The sequence below is a fragment of the Gemmatimonas sp. genome, assembly GCF_044344655.1.
In the GTDB taxonomy this organism is placed as follows: Bacteria; Gemmatimonadota; Gemmatimonadetes; order Gemmatimonadales; family Gemmatimonadaceae; genus Gemmatimonas.
In genome coordinates, this window is record NZ_JBIJCN010000037.1 from 18,407 (window position 1) to 32,932 (window position 14,526).

Annotated in this window: 11 protein-coding genes; 2 read left to right on the forward strand and 9 right to left on the reverse strand. The window is 66.5% G+C overall.

The features are described 5' to 3' along the window. Positions 1-27 precede the first annotated feature (27 nt). Positions 28-2,685: a prolyl oligopeptidase family serine peptidase gene (locus tag ACIQ51_RS10475; RefSeq protein ID WP_396204985.1), complete on the reverse strand. Its 2,658-nt coding sequence runs from the start codon at positions 2,683-2,685 to the stop codon at positions 28-30. A gap of 171 nt (positions 2,686-2,856) precedes the next feature. On the opposite strand from ACIQ51_RS10475, the gene ACIQ51_RS10480 reads away from it, so the two are divergent. Further along, the gene (locus tag ACIQ51_RS10480) at positions 2,857-3,690 is read left to right on the forward strand and encodes a sugar phosphate isomerase/epimerase family protein (RefSeq protein WP_396204986.1); all 834 of its coding nucleotides are present in this window, start codon (positions 2,857-2,859) and stop codon (positions 3,688-3,690) included. A gap of 4 nt (positions 3,691-3,694) precedes the next feature. Here the strand turns inward: ACIQ51_RS10480 and ACIQ51_RS10485 are convergent, their stop codons facing one another. Both ACIQ51_RS10485 and ACIQ51_RS10490 read right to left on the reverse strand, forming a co-directional pair. After that, positions 3,695-5,302: an SDR family NAD(P)-dependent oxidoreductase gene (locus tag ACIQ51_RS10485; RefSeq protein ID WP_396204987.1), complete on the reverse strand. Its 1,608-nt coding sequence runs from the start codon at positions 5,300-5,302 to the stop codon at positions 3,695-3,697. A gap of 52 nt (positions 5,303-5,354) precedes the next feature. Next, positions 5,355-5,669, reverse strand: coding sequence for a hypothetical protein (locus ACIQ51_RS10490; RefSeq protein WP_396204988.1), 315 nt, complete (start codon positions 5,667-5,669; stop codon positions 5,355-5,357). 177 nt (positions 5,670-5,846) lie between these two features. Between ACIQ51_RS10490 and ACIQ51_RS10495 the strand changes: the two genes are divergently transcribed. Beyond that, positions 5,847-6,734, forward strand: coding sequence for an acyl-CoA thioesterase (locus ACIQ51_RS10495; RefSeq protein ID WP_396204989.1), 888 nt, complete (start codon positions 5,847-5,849; stop codon positions 6,732-6,734). Positions 6,735-6,739: 5 nt separating this feature from the next. Here the strand turns inward: ACIQ51_RS10495 and ACIQ51_RS10500 are convergent, their stop codons facing one another. The 6 genes from ACIQ51_RS10500 to ACIQ51_RS10525 all read right to left on the reverse strand — a co-directional run. After that, positions 6,740-7,738, reverse strand: coding sequence for an alpha/beta hydrolase (locus ACIQ51_RS10500; protein ID WP_396204990.1), 999 nt, complete (start codon positions 7,736-7,738; stop codon positions 6,740-6,742). Between the two features lie 26 nt (positions 7,739-7,764). Next, a complete protein-coding gene (locus ACIQ51_RS10505; RefSeq protein WP_396204991.1) occupies positions 7,765-9,735 on the reverse strand; it encodes a redoxin domain-containing protein in 1,971 nt (656 codons plus the stop codon). Between the two features lies 1 nt (position 9,736). Continuing rightward, positions 9,737-11,971 carry a TonB-dependent receptor family protein gene (locus tag ACIQ51_RS10510; protein WP_396204992.1) on the reverse strand — a complete coding sequence of 745 codons (2,235 nt, stop codon included), beginning with the start codon at positions 11,969-11,971 and terminating at the stop codon, positions 9,737-9,739. 258 nt (positions 11,972-12,229) lie between these two features. Further along, positions 12,230-12,673 carry a hypothetical protein gene (locus tag ACIQ51_RS10515; RefSeq protein ID WP_396204993.1) on the reverse strand — a complete coding sequence of 148 codons (444 nt, stop codon included), beginning with the start codon at positions 12,671-12,673 and terminating at the stop codon, positions 12,230-12,232. 66 nt (positions 12,674-12,739) lie between these two features. Next, positions 12,740-14,140 (reverse strand): TldD/PmbA family protein, encoded by a 1,401-nt coding sequence (locus ACIQ51_RS10520; protein WP_396204994.1) that lies wholly within the window; start codon positions 14,138-14,140, stop codon positions 12,740-12,742. Beyond that, positions 14,137-14,526: metallopeptidase TldD-related protein (locus tag ACIQ51_RS10525; protein ID WP_396204995.1), on the reverse strand; the 390-nt coding region annotated here is incomplete at its 5' end. The genes ACIQ51_RS10520 and ACIQ51_RS10525, both read right to left, overlap by 4 nt.

Genomic DNA, 14,526 nt, shown 5'->3' on the forward strand with positions numbered 1-14,526 from the left:
TGCACGTGCGCCGTGGTCAGTAATGACTCACGGTACCATCGCCTTCACCGCCCCCACCTTCGCGCCATGCTTCACGTGGATATCCATCCACGCCACCCAGCGGGCCCAGAGATCGAGGTCGCTGGCATAGGTCGCGACGGAATGATCCTCGTACGGATACATGTATAACGCGGCGGGCTTGCCGAGCCCCTGCAGCGCGGCGTACATACGCGTGGATGACATCGGCGCGGTGCCCTGATTCTGATCTTCCCAGGCATGGTAGAGCAGCAGGGCACCCGACATCTTGTCGGCGCGCAGGAACGGCGACATGTCGAGGTACGTATCCTTGGCCTCGAAGAAGTTGCGGCGCTCACTCTGGAACCCGAACGGCGTGAGCGTCCGGTTGTACATGCCGTCACCAGCGATGCCTGCCTTGAAGTTCGGCATGAGTGTCATCGCGTTGACCGTGCTGAAGGCGCCGTAGCTATGCCCGCCGATCCCCATCTTGTCGCGGTCCACGAAGCCGGAATCCACGACTGCGTCGAGCACCGCGTCGAGATTCTCCTCGAGATCGCGGGTGTAATTGTCGTTCATGCGCCCGGCGCTGCCGTAGATCGGGATGTCGGGCTGAATGAGCGCATAGCCGGCTGCCGCCCACAGCTGCATGCTCGACGCCGGACGGGCGCTCGGTACGGTGGGAAAGGCGTTGATGTTCGTGTTCCAGCGCGAGCGCTCGTAGTCCGTGGCGCTCGTGTACTCGCGCGGATAGAACCAGATGATGCCGGGGAGCTTCTGGCCGGGCTTCCAGTCGCGTGGCAGGGTGACGTCGGTCCAGTAGCTGGTGCCGTCGCGCGGGCGCGTGACTTTGATCCGCTTGAAGATGGCGCCGCTCACTTCGGGCCCCACGTCCACGTTCTTCGTGAGCTGCTTCGCGTCTGACGTGCCGGCGGTGCGCAGCCACGCATCGGGGATCGTGGTGCGCGATTCGCGCGTGACGAGGAACTGGGTCACATCCGCGTCGAGTGCCGCCACGAACTCTTCGTACGCATCGGCCGGCGAGTCCATGAGGCGCGTGCGCGTCTTCGTGGTCAGGTCGAGACGATCGAGCCACGGCCGCGGCGCCTGCGTGGCCCAGTTGGCCCCGGGCACGCGCGTACCGCTCACGGCGACCTGCTTGCCATCCTTCGCCAACAGTACGTAGCTCGCGTTGCCCACCCGGCGCGTAAGCAGCTGGCCAGCGGTGCTGTCGCTCGAGCCACGCGGTGCGGCGCCATCGCCGAAGGCCCGCTGCAGCGATGGCAGTGACACGTTGCGCCCGAGGTTGTAGCGATCCGCGGGATTCTTCACGCGCACGGCAATCACCGCGCCGCTGTCGCTCACGAAGAGCGTCGTGCTGTCGAGACTGTACATGGCGGCCGAAAGCTGCGGCCCCCCCTGATACAGCACCGTGGTGTCGTTCGGACCGAACGGGGCCTTCCACAGCACCAGCTGTCCGCGGGGCGCCCGCACCTGCACGGGGGCCATGCCGGCGGTGCGCGCCGACGCTCCCCCTTCGCTCCCGTTACGCGTGCCCGACGGCACCGGGGCTCCGGCTGCCGGGACATTCTGGAGGTAGATCAGCCCGGGGCCGATCGGATTCCACTGCACATTGCGCTTGCCGGTATCGCTCGAGACGGTGCGCATGGCCGCGCCGAAGTCAGCGTCGCGCCCTTCCCGCGTGGTGGTGGTACTCAGGACCGCCACCACCTTGCCCGTCGCGTCCCACAGTTCCTGGACCGCGCCGAAGCTGCTGACCGGCACGAGGTACGAGAACGGCTCCGCCATGCGGGTGACCCGCAGGTAGCGGCCATCGGGGGCGGCGTCGAGGGCCCGAACCATCGTGGGCGCGCCCACAGGCTTCACCGCCTTGCTCCGTACGTCAATCAGCGCCACCTGCCCGGTGGTGTGGTACGTGAGGAGTGCCTTGTCGTGCGGGTCCTGCAGCAGCGAGAAGTGCACTGGCTGCGGCACGGCGCGCGATTCCGTGAGCCGAACCTGCGGACCATCTTCGATGCCATCGGCCCCGTGCTGCGGTTCGGGACCGCGGGAAGTGGGCACCAGTACCGCTACCACGTGACGGCCGTCGGCGGTGAAGTCGAGGTCCGTGACCAGCGTCGCCAGCAGCGGCCGCTCGGAGAGACGCGTGCTGCGGCCGGTGGCTACGTCGGCCACGTACGCGTAGCTCGCCGAGGGAAAGTTGGCGATGAAGGCCACATGCGTCCCGCGCGGTGACCAGACCGGCGACGAAATCGTGGCACGGGCCGGCACCTGAATGGTGCGTGCCGCGCCACTCTGCGGTGCCACGAGCGTGAGGCCGGTGCGCGTGCTCGTCGTCACACTGCGCGCCCGGTTGGCGCGCGTGTCGATTTGCAGCCCGCCAAGCCAGATGTGCGGCGCACCGTACGCCCTGATGTCTCCGCGATCGGTGCCGCTCGTGCGCAGGAACCAGCGGCCATCGGGGCTCTGGCTGGTGAACGAGATGTCCACGCGCGGCGCCATGATCATCCGCTCGATGTTCGCGGGCGGCCGCACGAATGTTTCGGTGCGCAGGGTCTGTTGGGGATCCCACGCCGTCGCCGGTGTGACCGGCGCCGCGTTCTGGGCGGGGAGAGTGCCGGCGCTGAGGAGCGCCAGGGCGAACGACGTACGGACGGATAGAAAGGACATCGGAGCTCCGAAGGGGGAAATCGGGATACCCAAGGATACGCGCGTGTCAGGGGACGCGTTCGGGGGTAGTTTCCCGGGAGCGTTCCCCCGCTGCCTGCCCCCGTTGCCTGCCCCCGTTGCCTGCCCCCGCTGCCTGCCCCCGCTGCCTGCCCCCGCTTCCCGGTCCCGCCCATGCGCCGTCGCTCGTTCCTCGCCGCGTCCGCCGCGGCGCTTGTCAGCCGCCGTCTGCTCGCCATTGCACCGGCGGCCAAGCTCGATCGCATCGGCATCGAGTTGTACGCCGTGCGCAACGCCATGAGGGCTGCGCCGGAGCTCACGCTCGAGGCATTGGCGAAGATCGGCTACACCGATGTGGAACTACTCTGGAGCTTCAAGAACTTCGGGCAGAGCCTCACGGAGCTCAAAGCCTCACTGAAGGCTACCGGGCTCAAGGCCCCCTCCGCGCACATGGCCCCAGAGACAATCCTGACTGAATGGGAGCAGCGGTGCGCCGAAGCGAAGGAGCTGGGCATGACGTACCTCACGGCGCCCAGTCTCCCGGCCGAAGCCAACAAGAGCATCGAGGTGGTGAAGCTCTGGGCCAACCGCTTCAACAGCGCCGGCGAAGTGGCGCGTCGGTTCGGGCTGTGGATTGCGCTCCATAACGAGCCCAATCACGAGAAGCGCATCATGGGGCAGAAGCCCATGGATGTTTTCCTCGCCGAAACCGACCCCAAGCTCGTGCGCTTCCAGCTCGACGTGGGGAACATGCTCATGGGCGGCGGCGACCCGCTGGCGTTCCTGCAGCAGTATCGCAACCGCTGCTGGAGCTTTCACCTCAAGAACGTCATCGCCGATCGCACCAAGGATACGGAGCTCGCCAAGGGCGTGTTCGACCTCAAGAGCTTTCTGGCTGCGGTGCCGGAGCTCGAGAAGAAGCCGTGTTTTGTCGAGCAGGAGGGGAGCGGCGACGAACTGGCGAGCGCGCAGGAAAACTTCGCGTACCTGCGCGGACTGACGTGGTAGTCGCCTACCAGTCCGTCGGCTTGTAATCCTTCAGGAACTTCCCCCACACATGCTCACCCGTGTTGATCCCATCAATGATAGGATCAACGATACGCGCCGCGCCGTCCACGATATCGAGTGGCGGATGGAAACGATGCTCCTCCACCTTGCGCGCCGCAATGTGCACGGGATCTTCGTCCGTCACCCATCCGGTATCGACGGCATTCATGTGAATGCCGTCCGTTTCGTAATCCGCCGCTGATGTGCGCGTCATCATGTTGAGCGCCGCCTTTGCCATGTTGGTGTGCGGATGGCGCGTCGTCTTGAACTTCCGGTAGAACTGACCCTCTACCGCGCTCACGTTCACGATGTGCTTGTCGCGGCTGGTGGTGCGCAGCATGAGCGGCTTGAGGCGTGCGTTGATCAGGAATGGCGCAATCGCGTTTACCAGCTGCACTTCCAGCAGCTCCACGCTCGGCACCTCGTGCATGAGCAGGCGCCACGAGTTGCGCTCGCGCAGATCTACCTGCTGCAGATCCTGGTCGAGTCGCCCTTCGGGGAAGAGTTGCGACTGGTCCTGATACTCCTCGGCCAGCAGTTGCACCTGCGACAGTTCGGCTGCGTGTGTGATCCCCGCCACCTCGGCCAGCGCGCGCGGCAGCGTGGCTGGCGTGATCATCTCCGCTTCCCGCGATACGCCGGCTTCGGGCAGCAGGTGATAGCCGCGCACGCCTTCGTACGCGCCGAGCAGCTTGCGCGCCTGCTCCGGCATGTCGCTGAGCGAGGCACGCTCGAGGTCCATCATGTGCTTGTAGAAGTCGGGCGGACGCCGCACCGTCTGACAGGCATTGTTCACGATGAAATCGAGCCGATCATGCGTCTCCATGAGATGGTGGCAGAACGCCTCCACACTTGGCGTGTGACGCAGATCGAGCCCGTAGATCTCGAGCCGATGCTTCCACTGTTCAAAGTCTGGCTCGGCGGCATAGCGCTGCGCCGAGTCGCGCGGGAAGCGCGTGGTGACAATGAGATGGGCACCGGCACGCAGCAGCTTGATGCCCGCCTGGTAACCGATCTTCACGCGGCCGCCGGTGAGTAGCGCCGTGCGTCCAGTCAGGTCAGCCAGCTCCGTGCGCTTGCGGTAGTTGAACTCCGCGCAGCTGGGGCAGAGCTGATCGTAGAAGTGGTGCAGCACGGTGAACTGCTGCTTGCACACGTAGCAGTGCTGCGCTTCCAACGCTTCGGTGAAGTCGGGTTCGTCGACCGTGATCTGCTCATCGCTACCGGGGAGCAGATAGTTGGGCGTGGTGAACACCGTCTGCCGCCGCAGCTTGCGGATACCCGTTTCCTGCAGCTGGTTCTCCGCTTCCTGCAGCTTGGCCGTGCGCTCGACCTTCTTCTGGCGCTTGGTGGCCTTCACCATCTGGCGGCGCAGGATGGCGTCCGGGCGCGACACTTCGCCCGCGGCCTTGAGCAGGCGCGTCCGCTGGTCTTCGGGGATGTCGAGCAGATGAGCGCGATCGGCCGCCAGGCTCTCGAGCAGGGCGGTGGCGGCCGCGATCTGCTCAGCCGAGATGGACGGGGCCGACACGGCTTCGGCGGAGGCGTTCTGAGGCAGCGGAGTGTCCGACATAGCCTTGGAAGATAACGCCCCGGTATCCGAAAGCATATTTGTGATGTCCCCGTCAATACTCCGCGTCGAACGCGAGCCCCTGCTTCTTGGGGAGGCGCCAGTAGTACCAGTGCTGCGCCTCGGTCCACCCCTCGCTCTCGGCGTTCTCGCCTCCCCACACGCAACGGCCACTCGGGAATGTGGCCTCACGGAAGCGGGTGTCGAGTTCCAGAAGGTCGAGCCACTGATCGTCCGCCTCGGTGATCACGCGCAGCTTGTGCCGCATGTCGAGGTCGTTGAGGTAGTCATCGAAGGTCAGCTCGTAGCCGCGCTCCACTTCGGTCACCGTGCGGGACCACTCGGCCAGCCACTCGTCGCGGTCTTTCATGGCGGAAACGTCCGGGGCGGGTCGTTCTGCGGGGCGGACGGCGGACCCACGGGGGCGGCGGTCGGCTCGCTGGGGCTAGGGAAGGACGCCGCCGGCTTGTCACGTGGGCTGCATAGCAGCCACGTACCGGCCGCGAGGCAGACGAGAGCGAAGAAGAAGGAGCGAAAAGCGCGACCCATGCCACATATTGTCCTCATGAGCATCGTGACGGAACTGCTGGAGCTGTTGGAGCTCGAGACCCTGGAGGTCAACATCTATCGCGGGAAGAACCGTGATCTGGGGACTGGCCGGGTGTTCGGGGGGCAGGTCTTCGCGCAGGCGCTGGTTGCCGCCAGGCGCACGGTTGACGACGCACGGGAGGCCCATTCGGTGCACGGCTACTTCCTGCGCCCCGGCGACCTCAAGGCGCCGATCGTGTATTTCGTCGATCGGCCGCGGGACGGCGGCACGTTCACCAGTCGGCGTGTGACCGCCATTCAGCACGGCGAGGCGATCTTTCACCTGTCGGCCTCCTTTCACATCGAGGAGCCGGGGCTCGATCACCAGGTGCCCATGCCCGAGGTGCAGGACCCGGACAGCATCAAGCCCGAGCTGGAACAGGTGCGCGAAAACGCTGCCGTGCTGCCGCCTGAGCTGCGTACGGTGCTCACGCAGGATCGGCCCATCGACTTCCGGTCACCGCAGTCACACCTACCGGGCGGGCCGAGTGCGGGCGAGTCGCAGCGGTATGTCTGGTTCCGGGTGATCGATCGGTTGCCCGACGACCCGATCGTGCATCAGGCGATCATGGCGTATGCATCGGACTATGGGTTTCTCCCCACCGCGTTGTTCACGCACGGCGTCCGGTACGGCGACCCGCGCCTCTTCTTGGCCTCCCTCGATCACACGTTGTGGATGCACCGGCCGTTCCGAGCCGACGAGTGGCTGCTGTATGTGATGGACAGCCCCACCGCATTCGGGGCCAGAGGATTTGTGCGCGGGCAGATCTTCACGCGCTCGGGGCAGCTTGTCGCGTCGGTCGCACAGGAAGGGTTGTTGCGCCTCAAGGAACCGAAGCTGCCGTAACGGAGTCAGGGCGGGCGGACAAACGACACGATGCGATCACGCATGCCACCGGTCTGACTCGGCGATACGATGCGCCCGGCGAGCACGTGGCCGTCTTCCCCCTCGGCGGGGGTGATGGACACCTGTTCCACTTTCGACAGCGTCTCAACGGCGAGCGCCTCGAGCCACCGCGTGGTGCGCGCGGCGTCGACGACTTCGTCATTGGTGTTGAAGAACACGAGCGTCGGCACGTTGTAGCCTGCCAGTGAACGCGCTCGCGTGTGCTTGACCAACGCCTGCATGGGGAAGAGCGACGTGGATGGATACTTCACAGTCCAGAAACGGCGCTGTTCGTCGTTGCGCGGCGTCCACTCGCGCGACGGAATGATGCGCGGCAACAGCACATTGGCCCACGGCAGCGTGAGGATCTCCGCCTTGCGGTCACGCGGCCCGAAGTTGGGCGAAATGAGCACGAGCGCCCGCAGCTGGTCGCGATCTGCGCCCGCTTGCGTGGCGAGCCATACACCGAGTGTGCCGCCGGTGCTGGTGCCGATGACGAGCACGGAATCACCGAGGAGGCGACCGATCTCGAAGGCTTCCACGGCGTCGGTGAGCCAGTCCCCAGCCGTCGCGGTGCCGAGCGAGTCGCCGGGTAGGCCGTGACCGCGCAGACGCGTTTCGAAGAGATTGGCGCCGAGGGCCGCGGCCACCTGTGCCGAGACGGGAGCGGTTTCCTGCCGTGTGGCAGAGAACCCGTGCAGATACACCACGCTCCACGATGTCCGCGCGGGTGCGGCGGGAGTGGCGAAGTGCACGCGCTTGGCCACCGCGGTGTCGAACGCGCCCGCTTGCTCCTCCCGGCGTTGCAGCCAGGCGGGAATGGCGGCGACGTCGCGCGGGATGGCATCTCGCACCGCCACAACGTCCGGCTCGTGCACACAGGTGCGCGGGCCGGACACCAACACAATGAGGACGAGCGCGGCGGTGACCAGCGGCCACCGCCGCCGCGGACGGGCGGGCGACATGCGTACCAATGTACCTGCTGTGGCGCCTACTGCGCGCCGGACGTGCGGATCAGCAGTGAGTCGATCACCGCCCGCAAGGCTGGCAGCTGCCCATGCACGTTACCGCTCACCTTGGCACGCACACGGCCGCTTTGGTCCACAAGAATCGTCTCCGGGACACCCACGATGCCGAATTGCTGTTGGATGGTACCGGCCGGATCATGCGCGACGGCAAAGCTCAGCCGCTCGCCTCGCGCGAAGCGCAAGACCTTTTCCGGGTTCCCCTGATCGACGCTCACACCAACGACGCGGACGCCACGAGCCTTGTACTGCTCGTGCAGGGCCTGCAGATCGGCCATTTCCTCACGGCAGGATGTGCACCACGTGGCCCAGACATTGATCAGCGTGATGGCGCCTGGTTGCGCCACGTTCATGGACGACGCGCCGTCGTCACTGATGACCGCTGCGCTGTAGCTGGGGATGCTATCGCCCACCTGCAGCGGCGTGAATGCGTCGCTCGCACTCTGTGCGACTGTCGCGGTTCCACCCGTGCGCGCGTGGCGAACCATCACCCGCGTGTTACCGACGCTGGGCAGCGGCATCACCGCCTTGGGGTCCTTCATGTTGGGGCGGGCCTTCGCGGCGCTCGCGGCCGCGTCGGCAGATTGCTCGCTCCACGCAATGGTGATGGCGCGTGCGTCCTGCGCGGCGACGAGCACCGGAAACGACGCCGCCTTGCCGGCCTCACTCACCGCAACGGCTTCGGCGAAGGTCGCGCCGCCGTCATGCGACGTGCGCAACACGACCGACGGCACGCGCTTGGTGCCGTCGTCCCATGTGGCGAAGACGGTGCGGCCACGCACGGCCAGCTGCACGTGCGCGGGCTGCGACGCGGACGCCACGCCAAGCGGCACCGCGGCCGAAAACGACTGCGCCCGATCACGAGATTGCGTGTAGAACACGCCGGCCGCGCCGGCCTTTCCGGTCCACCACGCGGCGTGCAGCGTGCCCGCACTGTCGAGCGCCAGCGATGGGCCGGCGTGCGGGCACCCGTCGAACACCCAGTTGTCGGCGTGCACACGCTGCGGCGCACCCCATGTGGTGCCACCGTCGTCGCTGCGCGAAACGACGATATCACGAATGGTGGGGCCGCTCCCGCCATGCATCTGGTGCCCCCCCGGAGCAGCGGCCGGCGACGGAGCAGGCGCAGGTGCTGAGGTATCGGGAATCACAGCCCGCCACGCGAGATACACATGACCATCCGCGTCAGCGGTGATCGCAGTGCGGCAGCACGGACAGGCTTCCGTGAGCGGTGCGCCGACCGGCACTACGCGGACATTGCGTGCCCACGTGCGTCCGCCGTCGGTGCTGTGCGTGGTGTACACGGCCGACTTGCCGGCGCGCCCGTCGAGCCACGCCACATGGAAGGTGCCGTTGGGAGCGGCATACAACGCATGGAAGTTGTGCGAGCCGAAATCGGCGTCGAGCCCCTGCGTGGTGTCATCGGTGACCGTGACCGCGCTGCTCCAGCTGTTGCCGCGGTCGTCGCTGCGCACGAATCGCAGCGCACTCGCCGGGAAACGCTTGCCGGGGACGAGCTTGCCCACCACGTACAGCGCGCCGAGGGTGAGCCCGCCATCGGCGCGGGCACTCCATGCGAGCTTGGGCGGCGCTTCACCGTGTGGCTCGATGGGGCCCAACGCGTCGCGCAGTTCGTGCTGCACGACATCGGTGGCAAGGCCCGGTACATCGCGCGAAACCTGAACATACAGACGACCATCAGTCCCCCCATCGGGCGCCGACACCCAGGCGGTCGCGTAGCGACCGTCTGGGGCGAGGGCGAGAATGGGGGCGGCCCCCACATTGCTCACCGCCGACAGCACGCGAGCGCTGTCGAACGTCAGCGGTGCGGTCTCCGCCGATGTCGCGGTGGCTTCCCCCGACGGCGCCTTGTCGGCGCACGCCGCGACGAATGTGGCCGTCACGAGCACCGCGCCGATTACCATGATACGCCGCATGTCAGCGTCCCCCGGTCGAAAGGGTGAGGCCGGCGTTCACAACGCGGCCGGCGCCCGGAAAGTAGAAGCGTCCGTTGCCGCTATTGGTGGCCATGGCGGCGACGTACCGACGGTCTAGGATGTTTTCGATATTCACGAACAGCGACGCACGCGACGCGCCCGTGCGCGCCCCGCGTGTTTCGGGGAGGGTGTACGCGATGGTGGCGTGCGCCAACGCGTAGCCGGGCACGGCGCCGAACGCGACGGGCACAATGAGCGGCGCCTGACCCGTCCGGGTGACCTGCGTGAACACGGTGCCTCTGGTGGTGTTGGCATTGTTCACGAACGTGCGCCCCTGCGCTTCGCCCCAGACCGTGATCCCCAACGCATTCGTGGGGCGGAGACGCATTTCCACCGCACCGCGCTGTTGCGGTACGCCGGGAATGAGCTTGCCCGCATAGTTGGCGGCCACCGACTGTCCCTGCGCGTTGATTTCGGTGCCGGTGAACTGTGTCATGACGTAGCGCGCATACGTGTAACTCGTCACGACATCCACCCACGGGGCGACGAGCGTGGTGGCACTGATTTCGAGGCCCGTGCGACGGGTGCGCCCCACATTCTCGAAGATTGTACGCGGGAACTGCACGCCGGGAATCACGACGGTGCGCGACAGAAACTCCCCGGTCACGTTCGTACGGTACACCGCCACATCGAGCAACACGCGGCTCTTGAGCAGTGCCTTCGCGCCGGCTTCGTAGTTCATGAGCGACGAGGGGCGAAGCGCGGTGTTGAGTCCGCTCAACGTGTCGGGGCTGGCGGTGAGTTCACTGTTGGTGGGCACTTCGAAACCGCGTGCCACACTGCTGTACACGCTTACGCCGGGCTTCACGTCGTAGCGCACGGCCACGCGCGGCGAGACCTGATCGAACGACTGATTCACCGACTGCGACGGCCGAATGCGGTCTTCGATGTCGTACGTCACGCGGTCGTAGCGGGCGCCAGCGGTGAGCGTCGCCTTGCCCCGGGTAATGTCGGCACTGGTGTAGGTGCCGAGCCCGGGGAGCGTGACGAACTGGTTCACGCACGCCGTCGAGACGATGTTGCGCACGCGGTCATTCACACAGGGAGTACTGCGCCCCTGCGTACCGGCCACATTGGTCCACTGCCGCGAATCGCCATACCAACGATCGACGTCGAGACCGGTGTTGAGGCGCACGGTCAGCGCGCCTGGCGCGGCGAAGCTGACGGCGTGGCGCAGGCCGCTCTGCACGCGGTGCGTGTTCTGATCGACGACCCGGAAGATGGGGTGATCGATGGTGCGCGCCGTGCCGAAGCTGAACGCTTCGAGCGTGCCGAAGCGAGTGCCCAGCCCCTGCGACGCGCGCAGGCCGAAACGCCACCGCTGCTCGCGTCGTGCGTAGGCGCCGATCACGTTCAACGGGTCGGCGGCCCACGGCTCATTGCGCCAGCTGGCGTCCGTCAGTGAGCCGGGGATCTGCATGTCGAGATCGCTGTACGACACATCGAGACCCACGCGCGTCGCCGTTGCCGCCGGTGCGGGTGCCGCGTTCTCCTGTCGGGTCCAGTTCACGCGCAGATTCGCGCGGTTCATGTCGTTCTTGTTCTGCACGCGCATGCCGGCTATGCGCGTCCCGCTAGCCTGTAGGTAGGCATCGAAGGCGCCGCGCGCACCGCCGGCCGACACGTCCACCTTGCGCAGGTTCACGCTGTCGAAGCCGAAACCGCCGCCGGTCATGCGGACGCTGACCCCCTGCAGTTCGCGGCCGCTGCGGGTAATCACATTCACGACGCCGCCCGACGCGGTGCCGCCGTACATGGCGCTGCCTGGACCGCGCACGATTTCGATGCTACGCGCGGCGCCGAGGTCGAGCTGATCGAGACGCGTCTGTCCGTCGGGTTCGGTGATGGGGACGCCGTCGAGCAGAATGCCGATCCCTCGCACGCCGAATCCCCCGCGCGCACCACTGCCGCGGATGGAGAGTCGTACGTCATCGCCGCCGAACAGGTTGCCGGCAATGACCCCGGGGACGGTACGTAACGCCTCGGTGAGCGAAACCTGACTGGTCCGGGCGAGCGTGGTGGTATCGATCACCGTGACCGACACCGGGAGCTTCCGAAGCTCTCGCGCATCGCGGGTGGCGGTGGTGACCACCGGGTTGAGCGCGCGGGCGCGCGCGGCGGAATCGGCGGTGGCCTTCTGCGACGTCGAGCTTTGCGCACCGGCCTGATCGGCCACGGTAGCGAGAGAAACAAGCGCGACGCCGCACGCACCCCGAGAGAGGGATGCGCGCAGAACGCCCCGCGCCAATGGAAGCGGGAACGACATGGTTGTGTATTTCGAAGAAGTGATCGGCGCATCGGCACCGCCGCACGAAAGGCGGAGTGCTCGACACAGTACACGGCACGCCCAATGGCGTCCGTGTCCACGGAGTGCGAAACGCGTTCGACGAGTGGAGGCTGTGCTGGCGGCCCGGCGTACTCACGGGCCACGGGCTCAGCCGACGATCACGACCGGCGGTGCCGTAGCGAAGGGAAGGACAAAGTCGGCCCACTCCGCCACCACCGCATGCGACGCGCGGCCGGGTTGCACGGCATCGACACGCAACACCGAGACCAACGCGAACGTGTCTGGAGCACGTAGCGCGGGGACCGTGGGGACGCAGCAATGGCCAATGCAATGGCACTCGGCGTCGCCGGTACCATGCTGGTGAGCGGGCGACGTGTCGGGCGCGGCCGCGGCCGCGGGTGCGTGGTGATCGGCATGCTCCGCATGCGCACCATGCGACGGCGGCGTGGTGGCCGCAACGCCGGCCTCGTACGCTGCCACAGCGCCGTTCCCAGTGGCGCAGGCATGGAACAGCCCGGCGTCGCTCTGCACGAGCGACAGCCACACACCCATGACGAGTGCGAGCAACCGGGCTATTCGGGACTTCCGCATAAAGAAATGTTAATCCTTGCCGCAAGCGGGGGCCATGGGAGGGATGTCCCGTGGCCACCGCTGCGCTTACACCGCGTCTGACAAACTCGTGAAGTTGAAGTCGCGGACCTTGATGGGCGGCATGGCCACGCCGGGCCCGCCTTCGCCGCCTGCCGTACGCACCGCCTTGCCCACGCCTTCGAGGTTGTTGAGCATGAACAGCGGGGAATCGTTGAAGCGGAAGTTCTTGATGGCGCGCGCGATCCTGCCGTTCTCGATGAGAAACGTGCCGTCGCGAGTCAGGCCGGTGTACATGAGCGTCCGCTGATCGAGGGGACGCAGATACCAGAGGCGCGTGACGAGCACGCCGCGGGTCGTGCCGGCAATGAGCGACTCGAGCGAGTCGGCGCCATCCGCCATGCGCAGCCCTGCCGTGCCGCCGGTGGGTGTCTTACCCTGCTTGCTTGCCCAGTATCGGTTGTACGCGAGCTGGTTGAGCACGCCGTCTTTCACCCATGTCTGCCGCTGCAATGGCAATCCTTCACCGTCAAATGGCGATGAGAGGATGAGGGCGTCGGCCGGATCGGAGTACAGTGATACGTGCTCGTCGACAATCTTTTCGCCGAGACGCGTACCGCCGGCCTTCGAGAACGCCGAACGCCCCTCGTCGGCGGCGCGTGCCTGGAAGGCGTTCGACATGAGCCCCACCAGATTGGCGGTCGCCTCCGGTTCGAAAATGACCGTGTAGCGGCCGGGCTCGATGGCCACCGGGTTACGTGAACGACGCGCCTTTTCGATGGCGCGGTCGGCGACATTCTGAAAGTCGATCTTCGCCCAATCGGTATCCTCGGCCCCGACCCAGCCGGAGCCGGTGCCATCGTTGGTGCGTGCCGTGAGCGTGTAGTTGGCCGTCGTACCGCGATGATACGCAAAGAGTCCGGCGTTCGTGCCGATGGCGCTCGCCGACGCGTTGCAGATGATGAAGCCCGCCACGGTGAGCTCCTTGCCGGCACGCGCGGGAGCGAGTGCCGAGAGCGCGGCCTTGGCACGGTCATCGGCAGTCAGCTCTGCCGTGCGATCGCTCCACGCGTTCACGCTGCCGTACTGTTGGGCCGCAAGCTCGCCCAGGTACTCGGGATCTTCCGGCGCCAACCGGGCAAGTGCTTCCGATTGCTGCACGGCACGACGCAATCCGTCGTCGCTGCGGTCGTTGGTCACCACACTCGCCTTGCGCTTGCCGAACACGCTCTGCACACGAATGGTGGTGTTGGTCGTCGCGCCGCTCGTGGACATCTGGTTGTCGGCGAAGCGCAGGTTGGTTTCGCGGCTGCTATTCACACTCACGCGCACAGCGTCGGCTTTGCTGAGCTTCACCGTGCGCTCCACCAGCGCCTGGGCCTCGTCGCGTGACAGTACGCCCGCGGGGGCCGCGGCGCGGCCGATGTGGAACAGCGACTTCGGCGCGTCGTTGTCGGAAAGAGTGCTCACAGCGCACGCCCCGTATTGATGATGTTGGCGTTCTTGAAGCGCGACGGCACGCAGCCGTGGCTGACGGCGTTCGACTGGCCCGGTTGTCCCTTGCCGTCGTTGAAGGTGCCGCCATGCATGTAGCTCTTCTGGCCGCCGAGCATGTCGAGGGTGTTCCAGAAGTCCGGGGTGCGCATCTGGTACGCAGCGTCTTTCACCTGGCCCACGATCTTGCCCTTGCGCACTTCGTAGCAGAGCTGCGCGCCGAACTGCGCGTTGTAGCGCTGCTGATCGATGGAGTACGAGGCGCGACCGATCATCGCGATCCCCTTGTCGGTCGCGGCAATGAGATCATCCCACCCAATGTCCTTGGGGCCGGGCTGCAGCGACACGTTGGGCATGCGCAG

Bases quoted from the DNA above. Each gene is read 5' to 3' on its own strand.
- ACIQ51_RS10475 (WP_396204985.1), bottom strand. From the start codon at position 2,685: ATGTCCTTTCTATCCGTCCGTACGTCGTTCGCCCTGGCGCTCCTCAGC.
- ACIQ51_RS10480 (WP_396204986.1), top strand. From the start codon at position 2,857: ATGCGCCGTCGCTCGTTCCTCGCCGCGTCCGCCGCGGCGCTTGTCAGC.
- ACIQ51_RS10485 (WP_396204987.1), bottom strand. From the start codon at position 5,302: ATGTCGGACACTCCGCTGCCTCAGAACGCCTCCGCCGAAGCCGTGTCG.
- ACIQ51_RS10490 (WP_396204988.1), bottom strand. From the start codon at position 5,669: ATGAAAGACCGCGACGAGTGGCTGGCCGAGTGGTCCCGCACGGTGACC.
- ACIQ51_RS10495 (WP_396204989.1), top strand. From the start codon at position 5,847: ATGCCACATATTGTCCTCATGAGCATCGTGACGGAACTGCTGGAGCTG.
- ACIQ51_RS10500 (WP_396204990.1), bottom strand. From the start codon at position 7,738: ATGTCGCCCGCCCGTCCGCGGCGGCGGTGGCCGCTGGTCACCGCCGCG.
- ACIQ51_RS10505 (WP_396204991.1), bottom strand. From the start codon at position 9,735: ATGCGGCGTATCATGGTAATCGGCGCGGTGCTCGTGACGGCCACATTC.
- ACIQ51_RS10515 (WP_396204993.1), bottom strand. From the start codon at position 12,673: ATGCGGAAGTCCCGAATAGCCCGGTTGCTCGCACTCGTCATGGGTGTG.